At 56.5% G+C, this 21166-nt stretch carries 23 protein-coding genes, 2 tRNA genes and 1 pseudogene; 11 read left to right on the top strand and 15 right to left on the bottom strand.

The genetic code is table 11. The features are described 5' to 3' along the window. Positions 1-57: 57 nt before the first annotated feature. A complete protein-coding gene (locus QP093_RS02490; RefSeq protein ID WP_285014471.1) occupies positions 58-1692 on the top strand; it encodes an MFS transporter in 1635 nt (544 codons plus the stop codon). Between the two features lie 154 nt (positions 1693-1846). Then, positions 1847-2773, top strand: coding sequence for a diacylglycerol kinase family protein (locus QP093_RS02485; protein WP_285014470.1), 927 nt, complete (start codon positions 1847-1849; stop codon positions 2771-2773). A gap of 134 nt (positions 2774-2907) precedes the next feature. Here QP093_RS02485 and QP093_RS02480 read toward each other — a convergent pair whose 3' ends face one another. The 6 genes from QP093_RS02480 to QP093_RS02455 form a co-directional block, all read right to left on the bottom strand. Continuing rightward, a complete protein-coding gene (locus QP093_RS02480) occupies positions 2908-3960 on the bottom strand; it encodes a zinc-binding dehydrogenase (protein WP_285014468.1) in 1053 nt (350 codons plus the stop codon). A gap of 184 nt (positions 3961-4144) precedes the next feature. Further along, on the bottom strand, positions 4145-4996 hold the full coding sequence (locus QP093_RS02475; RefSeq protein ID WP_058236351.1) for a metal ABC transporter permease: 852 nt from the start codon (positions 4994-4996) through the stop codon (positions 4145-4147). Continuing rightward, positions 4993-5934 (bottom strand): metal ABC transporter permease, encoded by a 942-nt coding sequence (locus QP093_RS02470; RefSeq protein WP_285014466.1) that lies wholly within the window; start codon positions 5932-5934, stop codon positions 4993-4995. Before QP093_RS02470 ends, QP093_RS02475 begins: the two co-directional genes overlap by 4 nt. Further along, a complete protein-coding gene (locus tag QP093_RS02465) occupies positions 5924-6721 on the bottom strand; it encodes a metal ABC transporter ATP-binding protein (RefSeq protein WP_285014465.1) in 798 nt (265 codons plus the stop codon). Before QP093_RS02465 ends, QP093_RS02470 begins: the two co-directional genes overlap by 11 nt. A 21-nt stretch (positions 6722-6742) precedes the next feature. Then, positions 6743-7915 (bottom strand): metal ABC transporter substrate-binding protein, encoded by a 1173-nt coding sequence (locus tag QP093_RS02460; protein ID WP_082628482.1) that lies wholly within the window; start codon positions 7913-7915, stop codon positions 6743-6745. Between the two features lie 436 nt (positions 7916-8351). Further along, positions 8352-8428 (bottom strand) — tRNA-Pro (locus QP093_RS02455). A gap of 170 nt (positions 8429-8598) precedes the next feature. Here QP093_RS02455 and QP093_RS02450 point away from each other — a divergent pair. Next, positions 8599-8672 (top strand) — tRNA-Gly (locus QP093_RS02450). A gap of 243 nt (positions 8673-8915) precedes the next feature. On the opposite strand, the gene QP093_RS02445 is transcribed toward QP093_RS02450, so the two are convergent. From QP093_RS02445 to QP093_RS02425, 5 genes are read right to left on the bottom strand one after another with little or no spacing between them, the layout of a single operon-like run. Then, positions 8916-9695 (bottom strand): hypothetical protein, encoded by a 780-nt coding sequence (locus tag QP093_RS02445; protein ID WP_285014464.1) that lies wholly within the window; start codon positions 9693-9695, stop codon positions 8916-8918. After that, entirely contained in the window at positions 9692-10525 is an 834-nt protein-coding gene (locus tag QP093_RS02440; RefSeq protein ID WP_285014463.1) for an ABC transporter ATP-binding protein, read from the bottom strand. The genes QP093_RS02445 and QP093_RS02440 overlap by 4 nt, the downstream gene beginning before the upstream one ends. Before the next feature lie 2 nt (positions 10526-10527). After that, positions 10528-10854 (bottom strand): PLD nuclease N-terminal domain-containing protein, encoded by a 327-nt coding sequence (locus QP093_RS02435; protein WP_092648400.1) that lies wholly within the window; start codon positions 10852-10854, stop codon positions 10528-10530. Then, positions 10854-11546, bottom strand: a complete 693-nt coding sequence (locus tag QP093_RS02430) for a DUF5808 domain-containing protein (protein WP_285014460.1) — start codon at positions 11544-11546, stop codon at positions 10854-10856. The genes QP093_RS02435 and QP093_RS02430 overlap by 1 nt, the downstream gene beginning before the upstream one ends. Further along, a complete protein-coding gene (locus QP093_RS02425; protein ID WP_257590396.1) occupies positions 11546-11893 on the bottom strand; it encodes a PadR family transcriptional regulator in 348 nt (115 codons plus the stop codon). Before QP093_RS02425 ends, QP093_RS02430 begins: the two co-directional genes overlap by 1 nt. 208 nt (positions 11894-12101) lie before the next feature. Here QP093_RS02425 and QP093_RS02420 point away from each other — a divergent pair, with 208 nt between their 5' ends. The 3 genes from QP093_RS02420 to QP093_RS02410 are packed head-to-tail and all read left to right on the top strand — an operon-like array spanning position 12102 to position 13943. Further along, positions 12102-12485: a GntR family transcriptional regulator gene (locus QP093_RS02420; protein ID WP_285014459.1), complete on the top strand. Its 384-nt coding sequence runs from the start codon at positions 12102-12104 to the stop codon at positions 12483-12485. Continuing rightward, a complete protein-coding gene (locus tag QP093_RS02415) occupies positions 12472-13317 on the top strand; it encodes an ABC transporter ATP-binding protein (protein ID WP_285014458.1) in 846 nt (281 codons plus the stop codon). The genes QP093_RS02420 and QP093_RS02415 overlap by 14 nt, the downstream gene beginning before the upstream one ends. Then, complete coding sequence (locus QP093_RS02410; RefSeq protein WP_285014456.1) at positions 13314-13943, top strand: ABC-2 transporter permease; 630 nt, start codon at positions 13314-13316, stop codon at positions 13941-13943. The genes QP093_RS02415 and QP093_RS02410 overlap by 4 nt, the downstream gene beginning before the upstream one ends. Positions 13944-14208: 265 nt before the next feature. Here QP093_RS02410 and QP093_RS10000 read toward each other — a convergent pair whose 3' ends face one another. Continuing rightward, positions 14209-14664 (bottom strand): integrase core domain-containing protein, encoded by a 456-nt coding sequence (locus QP093_RS10000; protein WP_350309951.1) that lies wholly within the window; start codon positions 14662-14664, stop codon positions 14209-14211. Positions 14665-14670: 6 nt separating this feature from the next. Next, on the bottom strand, positions 14671-15063 hold the full coding sequence (locus QP093_RS02405) for a DDE-type integrase/transposase/recombinase (protein WP_350309950.1): 393 nt from the start codon (positions 15061-15063) through the stop codon (positions 14671-14673). On the opposite strand from QP093_RS02405, the gene QP093_RS02400 reads away from it, so the two are divergent. After that, a complete protein-coding gene (locus tag QP093_RS02400; protein ID WP_285014454.1) occupies positions 15027-15182 on the top strand; it encodes a hypothetical protein in 156 nt (51 codons plus the stop codon). The genes QP093_RS02405 and QP093_RS02400 overlap by 37 nt on opposite strands. On the opposite strand, the pseudogene QP093_RS09995 reads toward QP093_RS02400, so the two are convergent. Further along, positions 15135-15404: pseudogene (locus QP093_RS09995) on the bottom strand (helix-turn-helix domain-containing protein); the annotation flags it as partial. The gene QP093_RS02400 and the pseudogene QP093_RS09995 overlap by 48 nt on opposite strands. A 187-nt stretch (positions 15405-15591) precedes the next feature. Between QP093_RS09995 and QP093_RS02395 the strand changes: the two are divergent. Together QP093_RS02395 and QP093_RS02390 are read left to right on the top strand one after the other, a co-directional pair. Then, positions 15592-15906: a thiamine-binding protein gene (locus QP093_RS02395; protein ID WP_058236347.1), complete on the top strand. Its 315-nt coding sequence runs from the start codon at positions 15592-15594 to the stop codon at positions 15904-15906. Between the two features lie 74 nt (positions 15907-15980). After that, the gene (locus tag QP093_RS02390) at positions 15981-16583 is read left to right on the top strand and encodes a GNAT family N-acetyltransferase (protein WP_285014453.1); all 603 of its coding nucleotides are present in this window, start codon (positions 15981-15983) and stop codon (positions 16581-16583) included. 94 nt (positions 16584-16677) lie between these two features. On the opposite strand, the gene QP093_RS02385 is transcribed toward QP093_RS02390, so the two are convergent. Next, a complete protein-coding gene (locus QP093_RS02385) occupies positions 16678-17316 on the bottom strand; it encodes a PepSY domain-containing protein (protein ID WP_285014451.1) in 639 nt (212 codons plus the stop codon). A gap of 302 nt (positions 17317-17618) precedes the next feature. Between QP093_RS02385 and QP093_RS02380 the strand changes: the two genes are divergently transcribed. Next, positions 17619-19136, top strand: coding sequence for an amino acid permease (locus tag QP093_RS02380; protein WP_285014450.1), 1518 nt, complete (start codon positions 17619-17621; stop codon positions 19134-19136). Between the two features lie 177 nt (positions 19137-19313). Beyond that, the gene (locus QP093_RS02375; RefSeq protein ID WP_285014449.1) at positions 19314-21161 is read left to right on the top strand and encodes a TIGR03773 family transporter-associated surface protein; all 1848 of its coding nucleotides are present in this window, start codon (positions 19314-19316) and stop codon (positions 21159-21161) included. Positions 21162-21166 lie beyond the last annotated feature (5 nt).

The raw sequence follows: 21166 nt of genomic DNA, 5'->3' as shown, positions 1-21166 counted from the left end.
GAATCATCGGGCGGATGACCGCGCGCCACTTTAATGACAGTGTGTCATAATCGTGGCATGACACCGACTTCCCGGAAAAGTGCATCCACTGCGCCATCTCGGTCATCAACACTGGCGCACCCCTGGATCGCACTCGTTTTCCTGTCTCTGGCACTGTCACTGATCGTTATGGACGGCACCATCATCAACGTGTCTTTGCCGACAATCATGCGTGACCTTGAGCTCACATTCACGCAGGCTCAATGGCTGACAACGAGCTACGCCCTGATCTTCTCGGCGCTGCTGATCACCGTGGGACGTCTGGCCGATAACTGGGGACGACGCAACATCCTTCTGGCAGGGATCGCCATCTTTGTTATCGCATCAATCATTGCCGGCACGGCGCGCACTTTCACTCCTCTGCTCATCGCACGTTTCCTGCAGGGCACCGGAGCGGCGGCCGTTTCTCCAACAACACTCTCAACTGTCAACGCGACGTTTACAGGCAAGAGGCGCATGATTGCGTTCGCCGTGTGGGGGTCAGTTATTTCAGGGATGGCCGCTGTTGGTCCTCTGCTGGGTGGCTGGATCACGACGAGCACCACCTGGCCGTGGATTTTCCTGATCAATGTTCCGATCGGCATCATCGTTGCGCTCGGCTGCATTTTCTTCGTGCCCAACACTTATGGAGAACGCTCCGAACACGGTTTCGACGCGGGCGGGTTTATCACCTCGTCAATCGGTTTCGCCGCTCTGGTCTACGCACTGATTCAGGGGCGTGACCTGGGCTGGTGGAAGCCGATCAATGAGGACTGGGCGTCATGGCCACTCTCGCCTGTGCCGCTGGCGGCTGCTCTGGCCGCCGTCCTGCTCGGCTTTTTCATCTGGTGGGAACGGCGACAGCTGCGAGTGGACGGGCCGCACCTGCTGAATCTGAATCTTTTCAAGCTCCGAAGCTTTTCTGCAGGGAACGTGGCCGCTGCGGCAATTTCAGTGGGAGAATTCGGTCTGCTCTTCGCGTTGCCTTTGTACCTTCAGAACGTCCGCATGCTCACACCGCTCCAATCAGGCGGTGTCCTGGCTGCAATGGCTGCAGGCGCCTTTATCGCAGGTGGCTCAGCATCCCCACTGGGGCGTCTCTTTTCTGCAACGTGGGTGGCGCGCGCCGGACTGGCCATAGAATCCATTGCCGTATTCAGCCTGGCGATCAGCCTGACAGCCCACACGCCCATCGCAGTTATCGTCACAGCACTGGTTGCCTACGGTTTTGGTCTGGGGTTGGCGTCAGCGCAACTCACATCCGTCATTCTGGTTGATGTGCCACCCAGCACGTCGGGGCAGGCATCCGCCACCCAGTCCACGACACGTCAGGTCGGTACAGCGTTGGGAATTGCTCTGGTTGCAACGTTCCTGGCTGCGTCGGTGAATTCACAGGTACAGGGAAGCCTCGACGATGTGCCGCTGCCCGAGCAGGCACGTCACGGCATCGAAGCGTCTGTCGCACCTTCAGCTGGCGCTTCCATTCGGGCGCTGACTGACTCGGACGGTTCAGAAAGCGTTCCAGCGGAACTGACCGATCAGGTGATCGACAAACTGTCGGAGGCTTTCAGCGTCGGAGCGTCGCGCGCAATGGGAGTGGCCGGCGCAGCCCTCGGACTGGGATGTGCACTGACGTTCTTCCTGCCTGGCGCCCGCAAGCCCTCAGGCGAATAGGGCACGTGGCACGGGGGGTTACCTCGCGTCACACGGCGGCGCTTCTGCGGATACCTGTTCGACACGCCCGCTTAAATCGCTACACTATATCAAATGCATCCCAACTGACAGCGACGATCGCTGTGGCGTAGAACAAGAAATGAACGGAGTATGTATGACCGATCCCCATTCACGGCCACAGAGCCCGATTCGTCGGATCGCACTGATTACAAACCCCGTTGCAGGTTTGGGATCGTCGATGGATGCGGCACGGCGCGCCACTGAGTTTCTGGCCAATCGCGGCATCGATGTGGTCTCCATTGCCAGCTACCTGCCACTGACGACGAGCCTGCGCACTCGCGAATTTGTCGCTGACCCAACCATTGACGCGATTGTGGTGTGCGGCGGAGACGGGCTGATCAACCTTGCATTGCAGGAGGTGGTCGGCACAGGCAAACTCTTCGGTGTCATACCGGCTGGCACCGGTAACGACCTGGCACGCGAATATTCCATTCCTTTCGATCCCAGAGCAGCCGCATCACTCATTGTGGACGGCCACCACGACAGCGTTGATGTGGGCCTCATGAGCCACGCGAACGGGGAAGAACGCTACTTTGCAACAATTATGTGCGCGGGCGTGGATTCAATGATTAACGATCGTGCCAACCAGATCAGATGGCCGAAGGGTAATTCACGCTACCTGCTGGCACTGGGCATCGAGTTCGCACGCCTACGCCCCCTGCGCACAACGATCCGCATCGACGGCAAAGGCACACATCACGTCCCGACAATTCTCAACGCCATTGCCATTACCAAGACGTATGGCGGCGGCATCATGATGTGTCCGCATGCTGACCCCCGCGACGGCCTGCTGTCGATCAGCCTGGTGGAAACGCTCAATCGCCTCGAAGCGATCAGCAAAGTTCCGAAGACCTTCCTGCACCGCCTGGAGGAGGTACCGGAGGTCCACATGTACCGTGCCCACAGTGTTGACATCGAAGTCAGCGGCCTCGATGCATTTGCTGACGGCGAGCGTCTCATGCCCATGCCTTTGCACATCGAATGCGTGCCGCGCGCCCTCAACTTGATCATGGCGAGGTAGAGCGGCGCACGCAAGTCGCCCTCGCTCATTGTGACGAACGAGGGCGACTGTGGCAGATCAGTGAGTTTGCGTCGAATCGGTGGGGCTGGCTCACTATGCTGCTGCAGACCAACGGCCAGCCACCGAGAGGCACCCTAGCTTTCAGCCCACGGATCGACGACTATACGGATCGGGTTACCTGTCTTATTGCGCATGATGTCCAGGCCTTCTTCCAGATTCTCCAGCGAGATGATCTGAGAGACCGATTCGGACAGATCCAATCGCCCAGCCTTGACGAGTTCAGCAAGCAGGAAGATGTCCACTACTTCGTAGCCCAGGTGTCCTATGGCCTGACGGCGCTTGACGCCAAAATCGTAAAGGCTTCCGCCGTGGAATTCCTGGCGTGACAGCCCGACCAGCACGGCGCGCCCCCTGTAGTCCAGTGACTGCACTGCCTGCTCGAAGGTCACCTGAAGACCGGCAGCGTCGAACGCAACGTCAATCATGCGCCCACCCGTCGCTTTCTTGATCTTGTCCATCAGTTCGGGGTCGTCGGATCGGAACGTGAAGTCAGCGCCCAGACGTTTGGCTCGATCAAACACACCCTCGTTGATGTCGATACCAATGACAGGGTACGCACCCGCCAGCCGGGACAGCTGGACGATGTGGGTTCCGACTCCACCCAATCCCCACACGGCAACGGCGTTGCCCATCGAGACCTTGCCGGTGTGCTTGACTGCTCCGAACGGGGTTGCCACAGCATCAGCGAGGATCACGGCCTGTTCCATCGGCACACCATCGGGCACGCGGGTGAGTCCTTCAGCGTTGGCCACTGTGTACTGCGCCCATGCACCGTCATAGTCAAATGCCATAACGCGCAGGTTTTGGCATGAGCCTCGGTTACCTCGGCGGCATTCGCGACACTTCAGGCAGGGCATACCCGACTGCGGGATGACCTTGTCGCCGATCTCCCAGCCCTGCACATTCGATCCCATCTCTGCGATGGTGCCCGAGCACTCGTGGCCCTGCGTGATTTCCGGCATTTTCATGGGAAAATCACTGTCGATCAGCGCCATATCCGAATGGCAGATTCCACAGTAGGCAACTTTGATGAGGACCTGGTTCGGACCGGGTTTGGGAATCGGAATATCCTCGATCGTTACGGTGCGATCTGAATGCAGACGCTGGGCGCGCATCGTGCCTTCCATTGCTCTCTCCTTTTTGCGCGCAGCGCCGTGCCCTCGTGCGCATAAAAAGACAGGCGTCTGTGCCTGCAGATGCGTTGACAAGGTTGTCGCCAAAGCTCACACGACGTCACGCGGACATTATGTAGGAGGATTTCTCCTATGAGCACAGACTAACCCATGACCTGCGGCTATTGGGTCTTTTGACCTATATCGCAGATGCGAGTTTCGACGAAGCGATGCGTGAGCCTGCCTCGACAATAACGAAGAAGCCTCCTGCAACCAACGCGATCGTGCCGCCTGCTGACAGGCCACACACGACCGCAAGCCCCAGTCCAACTACGGCAATAATGGTAGACGCGAGCGTGGACAGTGCGACGAAACGCGGCGTCGATGCGACGCGCCCCTTCAAGACGGTGGGTGCGGCGGCGATTAAGGAGATTGACACGACGGTGCCGACCGCCGGAATAATGACCGTCACCGTCGCGATAATCAGACCCAGGGTGATCAGGCGCATCAGGTCAGGCCGCCCTCCGCTGGCTCGGTAGTTCACCGCGTCGAAGCTGACTGCTACCAGCCGCCCGCCCATCAACGCCCACACTCCCCCAGCGACAATAAGGACGAGGGCGGCCGCGATAACGTCGATGCGCGTACATGCCAGCAGGGATCCTGTCAGGAAGCCATCGATTCGCAGCGGCAGGGGCGCGAACCACTTATTGAGGAAGTAGCCAGAGGCAAACCCCACGGTGAGCGTGATTCCGGCGGCCGCCTGCGAGGAAATTCCTTTCAGGGCCGATACGCCATGCATCAACAGCGCGAGGACGAGTGAGGCCAGGCCAGCACCGATGAACAGTCCCAGAGACAAAGCCTCATGGCTGCTCGAGACCAGCGCCGCGCCGACCACGCCGATGACGGCGCCCGGGAACGCGGCATGGGTGATTGATTCAGTGAAGAAGATGCGCTGGCTGAGTACGGCGAGGGATCCGACCAGGCCGCACAGAGCTCCCACAACGATTGCTTCAACCAGCGGCAGGGCGATGATGGTCCACATCGAGATCATGGGCGCACTCCCTGAATCGGGTGGGCGACAGGCTGCGTCGCGTGCCCGGTGTCCAGTGCGCGCATGCACATGCGGTACAACGTGCGCACAGCCAGTACCAGCCCGAACATGGCACACACACTGAGCGAGACAGCAGCCTGCGGTGAGATTGGGCGCGAAACCGGCAAGTTCATAACATGCATCCCCAGGACCGCCCCACCGACGCCGACCGCAATCCCCACGGGAATCATCCACCCGACGGTGCGGGCGACCAGTCGAGCGCTTGCCCCAGGGATCACCAGATATCCGATCACCAGCAGGACGCCGATGGCGGAAGCGGCTGATACAACAACGGCGGCGATCGCGGTGTTGAGAACAATGTCGACAAGGAGGGTGTTGACTCCCAGAACCGGAGCGGTATCGCGGTCGAAGGCGGTGATTACCTGGCCGCGCCACGTCAGGGCGACGATCACGATGGCGAGCAGGCAGAAGAGGACGGACTGCGCCAGGCGCGCATCGGTCACGTCCAGCAGTCGGCCGAACATGAGCGCTTCCAGCTGGCCGGACATGTCGCCTTTTTTCAGCGAGATCACCACGCCCAGTGCGAAGAAGGTCGTCAGAATCGTTGCGGTGGATCCCTCGGAAATGTGGCTGCGCTGCCCGGCCCACACCAGTGCTGCGATGACTGCGCATGCACATAGCGCAGCTCCGGGCACGATCATGTCGATGCCGCCATAAAGGGCACCTACTACGATGCCAGGGAAGACGCCGTGAACCAGTGCTTCTGCGTTGAACTCCGCACACCGCACGTTGACCAGCACGCCGACCACTCCGCTGGCGCAGGCCAGGATAATCAGCAAGACAAATGGCCTGAACGTGTACGGAGCTGACGCAATAAATCCCCATCCAGGTAGTGGCTGCAGAAACTGCCGTAGACCTTCAAGCCATTCAGCCCACATGCTCGGACTCCTGTGTCGCTATGTGCGCGATGCGAGCACGCCGATCAGCGCGGTGTTCCTCTTTACCTGCGCTGGTCGCTGCGAGTTCGACGGGCACCGACCCGCCGTATGCCGTTGCCACCAGCTCCGGTGTCAGTACCTGTGCGATTGGCCCGAATGCCACTTGCCTGCCTGCCAGCAGCAGTGCCCGTTCACAGGTAGCGTCAGCCAAGATGAGGTCATGCGTGGAGATCACGACGGCTACGCCCTGGTTCTTGGCGTTGGTGATGATGGAGAGCAGGGCACGGCGGTTCGGCTCATCCAACCCGTTGAACGGCTCGTCGAGCAGGATCATCGCCGGCTCAGCGACCAGGGCTCGCGCCAACAGGATGCGCTGACGCTGCCCGCCAGACAGGTCACCGAACCGGACGTCTCCACGATCACTCATCCCGACATTGGCGAGGGCGTCCTCGATGCGCTGTTTGCCGGTCGATCCGAGCCGCCCAAACAGTTTCCGCTGACCTCGGTATCCCATCGCAACTACCTGGCGAGCAGTGATGGGGAATGTGGGGTCCAAGTTGAGCTGTTGCGGGACGTATCCCACTGTTGAGCCTGGCGGCACTCGAAGGTGACCGGCGCTGACGCGGACGGATCCGATGATGCCGCGCAGCAGCGTGGTCTTTCCTGACCCGTTCGGCCCGATCAGTGCCAGCGCTTCACCTGCCTGGATGCTGCCATCCACTCCGGTGAGCACTGTCTTATTGCCGTATGCCAGTGAGCAGTTGTCGAATTCGAGTGCCGCGCCCATAGCCTTTCCTTGCTCCGTTGCCTATTTTTCTGCGAGCGTGTCAGGCAGCTGTGGTACGTTCCCGTTCCACGCCTGGACCAGCGTCGTCACGTTGTGAGTGATGGAGCCGACGTAGGTTTGTCCTGCCGACCCGTCGGGTCCGAGGGAGTCGCCGTATAGTGCGTCGTCTCCGACGATTGCTTTGACACCGGCGGCCTGAGCAACTGCCTCGATTGACTTCGAGTTGTTGGAGTTTTCTGCAAAAAGCGCAACCGCTCCTGAGTCCTTGACCTGTTGGGCGGCTTTCTTGATGTGGTCAGCGGTGGCGTCCTGTTGGCTGTTGAAATCCGACAGGGCTGCGCCGATGAACTTCACGCCGTAGTCTTTGGAGAAGTATCCGAATGCGTCGTGAGAGGTGAAGAGGACGCGGTGCTGAGGCGGAACCGAATCGATCGCTTCACGCACCCATCCGTCCAGGTCGGTCAGGGTCTGCGTGTACTGCGCAACGTGCCGGTCGAAGAGGTCCTTGTTGTCAGGCGAGGCTTTGCCGAGGATTTCACCGATATTGCGCACCTGGATGGCGGCGTTCTTCGGGCTGGTCCACACATGCGGGTCGTACTGAAACTCCGGTGTTGCGGCACCATCTTCAGGCGGGAACGGCCACTTTTGCACATCGACCTTCTGCGAGCCGCGATCAATGGTGTAGGGCAGGTCGCTTTCACGCTTAGTCACCGAGGCAGGGTCGTCGACTTCCGCTGCCGTCAGAACTCCCGATGTCACTCCCATGATCCCGTGGAAGCCAGATGCCTGGATTGCTGAGTCAAGGAAGTGTTCCAGGTCGACGCCAGAAACGAACATGATGTCGGCGTGAGCAAGGGCGTCTGCCTGTGCCGGGGTCATCTCGTGTTCATGTGCCGAGGCATTCGGGGCGAGTAGGCACGTCAGGTTAATCGTGGTGGCGGCTGACTGGGCTGGCGCTCCTAAGGCATGAGTGGCGCCCTGTGCGTCAGTTTTGTTGAGCGCCAGCGTCGAGTGCTCATCGGCGTTGCCGGCGATCTGCGTGACGTAATCGCACACTTGGGTGGTTGTAGCCACCACATTCACTGTGTTGGAGGAGCGTTGTGCGCCGGATTGACCATTCGCGGCGGTCGCTCCTGACATGTTCGCCTGGGTATTGCCACAGCCTGCAAGACTAGCCGCCGCCACGGCGACCATCGCTGCTCGAAGGCACGCAGTTCTCTTCTTCACTCTTTCTCCCCTTATGTGTGATGCCGCTGGTCGTATTCCCTTCCAGCCCTTAACGATAACGGCTCTCACTATACGCCCAAGTTAGGTTTTCGGTCAACCGAATAATATGTTTGGTTCAATACAATATTTGATGGGTGTGGGAGTGTCAACGTGCAGATCAGGAGGCAACACAAGAGCACGGCAGCGTGCTGGATACAGGGGTCTCACTGCAGTGTGTACAGAGGCACAAAGTGCTGAAGTCAGAGGCCTCGCCGCGATGGATACAAGGGGGTAACCGATGGATTCACAGGAAGAGGCAGTGGCCAGCCACCCTCGAAAATTCGAGAGGAGCGGAACGCAACGGGGACAGCTGAAGAACCCAAGAAGAACGGCACATTCGGAATGAATGACAATAAATCGAAAATGGTCGGGGTGACAGGATTTGAACCTGCGACCCTCTGCTCCCAAAGCAGATGCGCTACCAAGCTGCGCTACACCCCGGTCGGTTTCTCACCGCTTGGAAATGATAATGCATCCGCTGAACGAAAACCAATTCTCGCACTCAATCCGGATTGTGGGATAGATCGTGGTTTTTCGATTTCACTTTTCAGCCCCGGCACGTTACGATCGATTCGTTCACGTGAACAGTCACGCCCATCGGCGCTGGCATCGCGGGCGTAGCTCAATGGTAGAGCCCCAGCCTTCCAAGCTGGTCATGCGGGTTCGATTCCCGTCGCCCGCTCCACTTAGACATCGGATTTGATAAGCACCCCTTTGCGTTAGCGAGTATCGCTTAGGGGGGTGCGAAAAATCGCTTGCGTTAGCGGGTTTGGGTTTTGCGTTACCTAGTATCGTGTTTTCCCTGTTCGAATAGGGTTTTGGGGGTTAACTAGCTAACGGATGGCAGGTGGCGTTCGCTGTAGTGCTTGCGATGGTGGTTCTATTTCTATTTTTAATTGGATCTATTTGCGTCGCCCGTGCTTGGCTCTTAGTCTAGTTCTGCTCTGTTGTATATGTAAGTGGCGATGAAAAGTAGCGCAATGATTAGCAGTAGGCTGCTGGTGATTGGCCAGATCCACGGTGCCTCGAGTGTGTCCTGAGCGAGGTTGTTTATTATGGGTGCGAGGCCAAGGGGAGTTTTGTCGCCCTCCTGGACAAATATCGCTGACATCGTTATTAGTAGGTAGGCTCCGAATCCGGCCGCAAGGGGTATGCCGATGCCTGGTTTAACAGTGGCTGCGGCAGTCTGTATTACGTGAATGAGAATGATTTGTAGCGCCCATACCAAACTAGCCAATATGATCGGGGCGGGATTGGCGCCTGGGAATAACAGTGACGTTCCTGCCCAGGCTAGGGTAGCGCTGAAGACGGCAAGGAATAGGGTAGATAGCCAGCTGCTGATAGCAAAGCTGATGAGGTAGTGTGAGCGCTGCACGCTACCAGGGAAAATAAAAGGAATGTCACCATTGCCGGTAAGCACACTGCAACGAAAAGAGTTCATTGCAACGAGGATTACGGTAAGAATTTGGGTAAGGTTCTTTATCCATCCCGCGTAGGCTTGCAGCCAGGAAGGTTCAGGTAGCGACTCTATTAGCGTGGTTACTTCTGATCCGGCCAGAAATCTGATGATTCGCGGCGTGTATTGGGTAAACAATCCTTGGGTGAGAGCAAGGATAACGAATACCCCACCTATCATCCATGTCCCATAAGAGCGTAGGATCCAGACAGCTTGATAGCGCCAGATCAATCTGAAACTCGAGGTATTCACGATTTTTTACCGCCATCCTTAGTCAGTTTGGTGAAAAGTTCATCTAAGCCGCTAAAGGTGGGGTGAATCTTTGCGGCAGAGTCGAGGCTGTAGATAGCCTCCGCCACGGCGGTGGCAACGTCTGAACGCACCGTGACATCAAGCGTAACGTGTTTAGTTTGCTGATTGACCAGCTCGCCTAACTGTCCTTGAGCTAGCAGGCTACCGCGATGCAAGATCCCCACGTGGGTAGAGACTTTAGCGACATCGCTGAGGATGTGGGAGGAAAATACTATCGTTACCTGCCCGGTTAACTCGCGTAGCAGCCCCAGAACATCTGCTCGCCCGATCGGGTCAAGAGCGCTGGTTGGTTCGTCTATCAGTAGTAGTTTCGGGGCAGTAACGAGTGCTGCTGCTATTCCCATCCGTTGCTTCATGCCTCTAGAAAAGGAGCCAATTCTTCCGGGGGCTTTGTCGAGGTTAACCAGATTGAGTAGTTCGTCGCTTCTTTCGGCTGCAAGGTCTGGGGAGATTCCACCAAGGCAGGCGAGAGTGATGAGCGCATCCTTGGCTCTAAGCCAGGGGCTAATCTGGGGGACATCAGTCAGGTAAGACACGCCAGGGATCGGTTTGACCGGAAGTTTGCCTCGACTAACTCCCAGCACGGTGGCGCTACCACTACTGGCTCCGGCCAGTCCTGCAAGGATCCTCATGGTGGTGGTTTTACCAGCCCCGTTCGCTCCCACAAACCCATAACAGGAGCCGGTAGGAACTCGAAGATTTATGTTGTTTAGTACTTGGTGCTTACCGAAGATTTTGGACAAATCTTTAGTACAGACTGCTAAATCCATGTTCATTCCTTCGGATACAGCTTGCTCACCACTGAACTCGCATCAACCTGGTGATGCTTGGCTGTAGCTTTCTGTTCATATTCACGCTGCACCTTAAGCTGTCTTTGTTCGTGAAAGTACATAACCAAAAAGACGATTGGCCCAATCACTTGGCCAAAGATGATAACCAGGAGCCACACTAGGCGATTTAAACCGGCAATGTGAGTTCGCTTATCACGCAGCAAGCAAATCAAAGACCAGACCACCGCTACCAGTTGCAATCCTATAAGGATGCAAACTCCTATCAATGCTGGGGTCGGCAAATCCAACAGTTTATCTATAGGGTTCATTACTTGTCTCCTGAATTATGTAGCCGGGTTTTTACCCTAGCTAACGCGGTTTTTATATAAGCGAGTTGGCAAGCGCCAGCAACGAGGGGCCATAAAGCAACAATGGGCACCATCGACCGGCGGCTCATTTCCTGCTTGTCACCAGCCCGGCGCATTGCTGCAAGCCAGGCTATGGACAAGGCTTCAACACCCAACAAATCAGCCTGATTGGCCAAACGTACGGCATCTTCGGATTCTGGGTCATCGCGCCGAAAGACCTGTGGCGCTAGTGCTGCAACAGTCGTTAAAACCACTGGAGCTAGCGCAGCCTGCTTGCCGCTAATAAATCTTTCAGACCCTCCGAGTGTTGACCGCTGGAGGAGAACCTGATCTTTGCGACTGAGCAGTACCGCCAAGAACCCAACCCCAATCCCACCGGCAATAGTGGTGAGCTTAATGCCGCGCTTTAGACGTGTGGGGACGTAGCTGGCCAAGTCCGGTAGAGAATCATCGGGTCGAATTAGCCCTAAACGCACACCAACAGCACCCAGATTAACGTCCCAACCCAGTCCGTATTTTCGAGGAATGAACAAGCGCGGATTCTCTGGTTCAAAACCATCCAGCGCAGCATCAGAGCGCCCCAACCACAGCCCGGAGACAGGTATCCCCAAAACTCGCGCCTGCCCTTCTATGTCCTTACCGAACCACTTCATCACCGTATTCCTTTCCGCGTTGTACGCTTCACAGCACAATCAAGCGCCTCCCACTCAGAGCGCATCTGCAATAAGCGATTCTTCCCAGATTTTGCGAGCTTATAAATCTTCCTCGGCGGCCCTACCGGAGACTCCTCCCAAGCCGTAACTACCAACCCTGATTTACGGAGGCGTGCAAGCAGCGGATATAACGTGCCCGTAGAAATCTCCAACCCCGCTTCTTCACGAAAACGCTCTACAAGCTGCCCCCCGTAAGAAGGACGAGACGAAAGTAATCCAAGGACAATCAGTTCAACAGCGCCCTTGCGTAACTGTGACTCAGACACAACCCCTCCTTGCTTAACCATGTTCCTTGTATAACATACTACCGCGTGTCTAAAAGGCTAGCAACTACTTTTCGCTAGGACTTCAGGTCTGATAAGTGCTCTTTTGCGTTACCGAGTATCGTGTTTTCCCTGTTGAGCGTTATGGCGTTTGAAATGTTTCTCTGAATGTGGAGTGTTCTACCTAATTCATCCTAGTGTTCATGTACACTATAAACACTAGGAGGTGTTCGTGGATATCATCGTTAGTAATGCAAGTTCTGATCCGGTTTACGCTCAGATTAAGAATCAGCTCAAGGCGGCAATAATCAACGATCAGGTAGCGCCCGGCGACAAGCTGCCGTCGATCCGGCGTTTGGCATCACAGCTTCGCGTGTCGGTGATTACTACCAAGCGCGCCTATGACGAGCTAGAGCTAGAGGGTTTCATTGATTCCGTACAGGGGCGAGGTAGCTTTGTCGCTTCTAAAAACACTGAATTACTCAAGGAAGAGCAGCGTAAAAAAGTCGAAGACTACTTGAAATCCGCCCTCGCCTCGGCTCGGATTGCTGGCTTGTCTGTTTCTGATCTGAAAGAGCTGATTGATTTATTAGGAGAATCCGATGAATGTGATTGAAATCAACGGACTAGTTAAAAAGTATCCGGGATTTACGCTCGGTCCGCTTAACCTTGAAGTTCCCCAGGGGGCAATTGTGGGTTTCGTGGGCGAGAACGGTGCTGGTAAATCTACGACGCTGCGTTTGATTTTAGGTCTTGCTCACCCTGATGCCGGCACAATAGATCTGCTAGGGCAGCCTACAGGTATGGGTAACCCACAAGCGCATGAGCGGGTGGGGGTAGTTTTTGACGATATTAGCCTGCCAGATAGTTTTACTGTTAAGAATGCTGGCGAGCTTGGCAAGCGCCTGTACAAGAGTTGGGAATCAGAAACATACGCTAGTTATCAGCAACGTTTTGATCTCGCTTCGTCTAAGCGAGTTGGTGACCTTTCTCGTGGTATGCGGATGAAGCTGGGGTTAGCGATGGCGCTTTCCCATGCAGCGGATTTGCTGATTTTTGATGAGGCTACCAGTGGTCTAGATCCGGTGATTCGTGATGAAGTGCTTGATATTATGCTCGAATTTATCGAAGATCCAACCCATTCGATCCTGTTTTCGTCCCACATTGTTTCTGATATTGAAAAAGCCGCTGACTACGTGGCTTTTATCCGTGAGGGCAAATTGAAGTTCATGGAACAAAAAGACGAACTTTTAGATTCTTGGCGAATCGCGGCGTTGACCAATGAACAAGCAAACCAGCTTGACTCCGCGCAAGTATTAGGGCGTCGCCGTCATGATTTTGGTCAAGAAGTCATCGTGCGCACCGGGGCCGTTCCTGCTGGTGTACAAGCTACTAGACCGACGATTGAGGACATCATGGTTTACACGATTAAAGGAGAAGATCAGTGAGGGCCGCTTTTTATAAAGATCTTATTGCCAATCGTACGTACATAGCTGTTTTAGGTTTGGTGCTAGTCGTAACCTGCGCTCTAGGAATATATGCGAACCAGTTGATTATCTTTCCGTTCATCTTTGGCATGATTGGAATGCTTTATTTTACGGCCACCTTTGCTCGTGATGCTGAATCCAAGGTGCACCGAACGATTCTTGCCGGACCTATCAGTAGAAACGAACTCGTTAATTTAAATTTTCTGATTACACTCGCTCTTGGGGTAGTGGCTTTCGCGGTTACAGGTGTTCTTGCCTATTTAATGGTTGAGATGCCTTGGAAAAATACTGTTTTGGTGGCCAGCTTTGCCTTTGCGGTCACTTTGTTGTTGACCATTATTCAGCTACCACTGTTTTACAAATTTGGTCCGGAAAAAGCCAAGCTTTTTCTGGTCGCGGTATTCATCGTGGTATTCGCCGGATCATCCTTTGTTGGTTCCAACAAACAAGCAATCTTCGAATGGGTAGCAAAAGCCTTAACCCTACCCCCACTCACAAACGCAGGAATACTACTGACCGCGACGATCGTACTTACCGCAGTATCCCTATGGATAAGTCGAAAGATCATGGCAGGTAAAGAATTCTAAGTTAGTAGAGTCCGATTTTGCATCCAATGTTGACACCCTGCCTTCTTTTCAAAGCCCCACCGTGATTTCTTTCCCGGTTCTAAAGATGAACCGGATCTGGTTTGCGCCAATACAGCGTGGTTGATTAGGGCGTTCCATTGACAGGACTGGAAATGTTCGATGGGTTTGCCGGCTAGCTGGGAGTAGGCGGTTTTTGTGATGTGTCGGGGCATCGTTGACAGTTTGTTGACGGTGTCCCGGTCTTTTTGTGTGTGGGTGTGTCACGTCATTGTTGACAGGTGTGACGGTGCTGGTGTGTTTTTTTGGGCTGGTAGTTGTGTGTGGGGTCGATGGTGTGTTCGGCGATGATTTCTCCGGTGGTGCGGTCGATTGTGATGGTGTCGTTGCCTGCTATGAGGATGAGGACTGGGTGGTGTGCGTAGGGTCTGCCGATGCCGAGGAGGTGGAGGAGTTTTCCTGAGTGGCGCATGGTGACTTTGCCTGCGGTGTCGACCGTGTCGTGTCGTATTCGCCAGATCCTCTCGAATAGCTCGGTGGTGGGGTGTGCTGGTGGTGTGGTTGTGTACACGGTGTGTGGGGTGCGCCTGTTGAAGGCTCTGTGGGGGCGTTCGTGGTTATAGATGCGGGTGAATGTGTCGAGTTGGTTGTGCAGGCTGGTGATGGTTGGGGCTGGTGGTTGGGCGGCGAGCCATTTTTCGAGCGTGTAGTGGTAACGTTCGATTTTTCCTTATGTGGTGGGATGGCCGAGGAGCCCGTTTTTCTGAATGATGCACAGGTCGTGAAGGAGTTGTTCAAACGCGTTGGGCTGGCGGTTTTGGGCGCGTGCTCCGCGCGCGTGGCGCGTGCTGTAGACCATGGCGTTGTCGGTCAGTGTGGAGCGCGGGTACCCGTAGGTGCGTGTGGTGGTGGTGAAGGTTTCCACCACGATGGGGCCGGTGATGCGCGGGTGTGCGCTTGCGTGCAGGAGGAACCGTGAGTGGTCATCAAGCCAGGAGATGATCTCAACTTGCTCGGTTTGAGTGTGCCAGTGCGTGAAGCCGGATTGCCACATTTCATTAGGTGCTGCGGCTTCGAATCGTTTCCATGCTGTGGTTTCTTGTGGGGCTGCGGCACAACACAGTTGTGCTTTTTGAGAATCCTCCAGATCGTGCTCACGCTGGGGCGTTCGTGTTCGTCAAGACGCGCCCATATGCTTTCAGCCCCACCATCAAGACCTTGCTCGATCAGCGTGGCGCGTAAACCCAGCACGTGATCCACCACGTGGAGTGGGCATTGGTGGGGGCGACGGTGGGGTCTACGTGAGCGGGGCTGCAGGCCTGTCAGGCCGTCTTGTTGGTAGCGCCGGATCAGGGTATAGACCCATTGACGTGAAACCCCGAAACACTTCACGGCCTCGCTGATGCTCATACCTGCTTCAACATCGCTCAACACGATTACTTCGTTCTTATTTGTTTCAATCATGTGTCAACGATGACGCGACACACCTGTCAACTATGTATTGAAACCAGACAAACAACGAAAAACAGGGTTACCCCCTCGTTCGGTGCGTGAAGGCGTCACTGACGCTGCGGCAAAAACGGAAAGCACGCGGTCTTCTGAAGCGGGCAATTCGCATGCTTCGAGTGGCACTTCACGATATCCTCAAGGCATGTTATTTGCCTTTTCAATTTCCCCGTCCACGACGGACAGCCCTGACGGTTCGATGGCGCATATCGTAGCGCGCGCCGTCAAAGTCATTCGTGACAGCGGCCTACCCCACGAAACCAATTCGATGTTCACCACCATCGAAGGCACATGGGATGAATGCATGCCAGTGATTCGCCGCGCCTGCGAAGCAGTGGGCGAAGTCAGCCCTCGGGTCTCACTGGTGCTGAAAGCAGACCTGCGCCCCGGTCACTCAGATGAGATGAGCGGGAAAGTGCAGCGACTCAACTCCCAGCTCGACAAGATCGACGGACAGTAGCTCCCCAAGGGAGCACCAAAGTGCGCAGTCACGGACGCGCGCGAGCATGAAGCTATGGCCGATACCGTGGGAACATGAGCATCCCTACCGACACGCCCCAGTCCCGGCCATTCACGATCCGCAAGGCCACACGCGCTGACGTTTCCGCACTGCAGGAACTGTCCATCACGACATTTACACAGACCTTCGGTTATCTGTACGCGCCCGATGACCTCCAGGACTTCCTCGAATCGACCTATTCGCCCAACGCGCTCACAACGCTGCTCACTGGCCCCCAATGCGCCGTCTGGCTGGCGTTCGATGCTGGCGATGGTGGAGACACTAATCCCGACGCGCAGGAGACCTCTCAACCGGTCGCGTATGTGCTTGCCGGATCATGCTCATTTCCCCACCCTGATGTGCGCTCCGGCGACGGGGAGATTAAGCGGCTCTATGTCAGGCAAGGCCTGCAGAATTCAGGCCTGGGCACACAGCTCATGTCCATCGCCGTCGACTGGCTTCTTGAGCGTCAGCCGGACGCCTTATGGCTGGGCGTCTGGTCACGCAACGACCGCGCGCAGCGATTCTATGAGCGTTTCGGCTTCACGCACGCGGGGGAATACCGATTCAAAGTCGGCTGCCACCGCGATCATGAATTCATCGTTAAACGGGCGCTGCATGCCTCACTTCGTCAATGAGGCATGAAATGGGCCCACCGCCTTCAACAGCGGTGGGCCCGAGCTCATACTTTCCGCAGACTACATGCGCTGGATCATCTCCAGCTCACCTGCATCAGCCCTCAACTGTCACAGCGCCACTTTCAGCGTCGATGTCAAATTCGGCCAAGTCTCCGCCGGCTTCGTTTTCGAGTTCAACTTCGAAGTAGAACTTGTTGTCGTCATTGTCGTCGAAGTCAGCGGATTCGAGGTAACCATCGGGACGCTCGGCCAGAGCAGCCTTGACCGCATCTGCCAGCGAGATGATTCCAGCATCCGTGACATGCTTGTCATCTTCATCAAAGTCGTCGTCGATCTCGTTTCGCACGACATTGCCGCTTTGATCAATGACGTAGATACGGCCTTCATTACCCTCAACAACCTTCACTTTCCACTCGGAGCGCTGGTGGTTGGTTTCCAGAGAATAGGCGCGGCCACCGTTCACACCCTCAGCAGCCGCCACAGCCGCCAGAGCCTGCTCGTTGGATGAAACACCTGATGCCGCAGAGGCCTGATCGTCATCTCCAGATTCGGCGGTGTCATCAGCATCATCATCACGGTCATCGTCCGAGGAAGACTGAGTTGCCTCGCTCGTCGCAGTAGTTGACGTGGGTTCAGATTCAACTGGTGCGGGGTCATTTTGGGAGCTGCAGGCTCCGAGAGTGAATGCCAACGCGATCGCAGGGACAAATGCCAGTTTTCGTGTGGTTTTCATGCCTTTATCCTGTCAAGTACTCTCCCACTTTTGCAAGCGATCACGCCAGATTCACGGCGCGCGAAGCATTGCTACCACCCTCAAACGGCGCCAGCGTGCGCAACCCTCGACGTCCGCATGATTATGCATACCTATCAGTAAGTTTCGCTATTTGGATGCCGTTCATCCGACCTTGCGCAAGGTATCCACCATACGAACACTTTTCCACGAGGGCGATTTTTGGCCTACCGTGTTCACATGCTGGTGACAGTCGACTTCTTTGCTGATTCTCGACTGACTGCTTACTCAACGAGGGGGAACGTATGTCTGATTCTGCTGCGACGCCAAAAACTGGCAGCCACGGCAAAGCCGATCCACGCCTTCGACGCAACCTCAAGGCTCGCCACCTCAACATGATCGCCATCGGAGGCGCAATTGGAACGGGCCTGTTCGTCGCATCAGGTGGCACCATCACCGGCGCAGGGCCAGGTGGCGCACTGCTGGCGTACGGCGCAATCGGCGTCATGGTCTTCTTCCTCATGCAGTCACTGGGCGAGATGGCCACATACTGCCCCTCCTCCGGTGCGTTCGAGGTTTACGCGACGCGCTACGTCTCCAAGTCTTTCGGCTTCGCGCAGGGATGGAACTACTGGTACAACTGGGCGATCACGGTGGCAGCCGAACTCGTTGCCGCCACCATCGTCATGCAGTACTGGTTCCCGCCGGATCAAGTTCCACCGTGGATCTGGTCCGGCGTCTTCCTGCTGATTCTGTTCACCCTCAACGCGTTCAGTGTGCGCGGTTTTGGTGAATCTGAATTCTGGTTCGCCGCCATCAAAGTCGTGACCGTCTTGATCTTCTTGGCGCTGGGTGTGCTGATGATCGTCGGTATCCTGGGAGGCGATTCGCCCGGCTTGACTAACTGGCAGATTGGCGAGGCGCCCTTCGTCAACGGCTTCTGGGGAATCATGGGGGTCTTCATGATCGCCGGATTCTCATTCCAGGGAACAGAAATGATCGGCATCGCAGCCGGCGAGACTGAAGATCCGGAGAAGAACGTTCCCAAGGCTACGCGAGCGGTCTTTTTCCGCATCCTGCTGTTCTATATCGGCGCGATCCTGGTGATTGCCTTCCTCATCCCTTACACCGACCCGTCGCTGCTGCAGGGCGCAAGTGCAGACGATTCCACCGCACAAGGCTTCACTGAAGCCGTCACAAAGTCACCCTTTACGTTGCTCTTTGAGCGAGCCGGCATCGCCGGTGCTGCAGGTGTAATGAATGCGGTCATTTTGACCTCGATTCTGTCTGCAGGAAACTCCGGTGTCTACGTCGCCACTCGCATGCTCTACTCAATGGCGAAGGAGCGTAAGGCGCCTCGTCTGTTTGGTCGTGTCACCTCACACGGTGTTCCCCTGGCTGCTCTGGCCGCTACGTGCCTGATCGGCGCAGCATGTTTCGCCACATCTCGCGTCGGTTCCGGCGTTGTCTACAGTTGGCTGGTGAACGCGTCCGGCCTGGCCGGTTTCATCACGTGGATGGGAATCGCATGGTCACACTTCTGTTTCCGTCGCGCATATAAGGCTCAAGGGAAGGACCCGAAGGATCTGCCCTACCGCGCTCTGCTCTATCCTGCAGGTCCGCTCATTGCGTTGGCGATGTGTGCGATCGTCGTGGTAGGTCAGTCCCTCGACGTGATTGCCGGCGAATTCTCCGTCATCAAGTTCATCGGTATCTATATCGGGCTGTTCTTCTTCCTCGCCATTTGGGGCGGACATAAACTGGTGACGCGCTCGCGCGCAGTTGACCCGATGAATGCCGACCTGTCGCGGACAGCGCAGTAGTTCCACCGTTCCCTGTCCTAACAGAATCGGCCTCGCGTTCGACGCGAGGCCGATTCCTTATGCGCTGTTCTGTGTGCGCTGTTCTGTGTGCTCTGTTAGACGCCCCACCCTTTTGAGATTGATTCTCACTATGTTAGTGTTGATACATATTGATAATCGTTCTTAACAGGAGGTCTGATGCGCCATTCACACACGTTCACTCGGCGCCGCGGCGTCAAAGCCCTTGCGGCAGCAGCACTGCTCAGTGTGGTCGCCTCACTCAGCAACGCCATGCCGTCGCCGGCATCCGACACACTCACCCTTGATCACGGTCACGTCGATATTTTTCACCTCAGTGCCGCCTCCTCAGGCGGAATCGACCTCGACGTGAAAGAAGACGTTACGGGCGCAGGCGTCCGTCACGCCCCTGAAGATGTCACATTCGTCGTCAAGGAAGCTGCAAGAACAGCGATTCCATCCGATGCGGGTGTGCCCGGTGCACCAGAGGCGTATGTGCTTCCGCAAAAGCAGGATTTCAACCTGCTGTGGCCGGGATGGGACATTTTGGCGTTGGGAGATTCCTACACGGGCGCGAACTTCGACATTTCGTATTCAGGTCCCCAGGGAGGTCGGATCGCAGCGTGGATGACACCAGCCTTCGGTGCGCCTCAGTCAGTACTGACCGACAAGTCCCTCGCTTTGGATCCTGCCGGCTCCACTATCGAGCAGCCTTATCTGGCGCATGCGCACGTCAACTGGCTGTTTACACATGCCGGTACCTACATGCTCAAGGTCACCGCGCGTGCCACGCGCACCGATGGCTCTCAGGTTCACAGCACCCCACATACGTACACGATCGTCGTAGGACATGCACAGCCTGCCTCAGATTCACAGGGCACTGATGAACCTGGCTCGAAGCCGGGCGAGGGCGAGGCAGCCACGACACCTGCAACCCCTGAAGGGGACGAAAGCACCTCCCCGGCAGGTGACGACGCGCAGACAGGTGACGGCACGCAGACAGGTGACAGCACGCAGTCAGGCGACGGCACGCAAACGGAAAGCAGTTCACAGACGGGCACTGGCTCACAGGCACAGCCTGACTCGCCAGCAGCCGTCTCGAAACCGCACGCAGACTCACCAGCACACAATGGCTCAGCAGCACAACCAACTCCGAAAGCGGAACCGGAGAAGTGCATTGCCACCGAAATCACCCGACCCGCCACCGAAGCGGAGATTGCGCAGGCACAATCTGCTCCCCACGGTGATTCCACAGTCGCCACAACAACCCTGCACTTTTCGGTAGGCCCGAACGCTTCAGGAGATGCGACCGATGGACACTTCGACCTCGGCGTCGGCATCTCCAACGGGCGTGCCGTGGCACTGCTCAAAGACGATCGCAGTCAGCCCGCATCGTGGGTCAATCCGTCGAGCCTGACGTTTGCCGTGGGAGGCGCCGCATATCTCAAAGCACCCTCAGCATTGTCATTTCTCACCACCGCAGGAACGCCCGTGTGGATGATCGGCTCCACACAGCAGCACGGTGTGCCGTGGCTCGGCATGAACTCACAGCGCCCCGAACTGTCAGGCGCCACAACCGGTCAGGTGCGATGGACACTCGAGGATGTGCAAGGTCCTGGCCGTCTGGGCGTCTTCTTCTCCGGAGGACTTGGCGGCGGAGTAGGCGAAAAAATCTTCACCGCTCCCGGTGATTCCTTCACACTGCCAGCCAACACTCACGCGCATCCGAACTGGGTCTTCACAGCTCCTGGCCATTACTCCGTGACCATCAGCCAGACACTCACCCCCACCAATGCCGCAGCTTTCGCAGCCTCAGGCGTCCATGTGGATGAGAACGGCCAGCACGTCGTCACAGAAATCGTGGGCCGCACCCCCTCCGGAAAAGCATGTGAGTTGCCGGAAAACGCCACCAGTCTAGCGTCAACCGGCGCCAACAGCTTTCTGGCTCTTGCCGGCCTCGTGCTCATCGCGGGCCTGGCTGGTCTGGGCATGCACCACGCTGCTCGTCGCACACGCTGCGATCGCTAGATGCC

Source organism: Pauljensenia sp. UMB10120, assembly GCF_030212035.1.
GTDB classification, from domain to species: Bacteria; Actinomycetota; Actinomycetes; order Actinomycetales; family Actinomycetaceae; genus Pauljensenia; species Pauljensenia radingae_A.
Note: the sequence above shows the minus strand (reverse complement) of the source record. Positions and strands in the feature narration are given on the sequence as shown.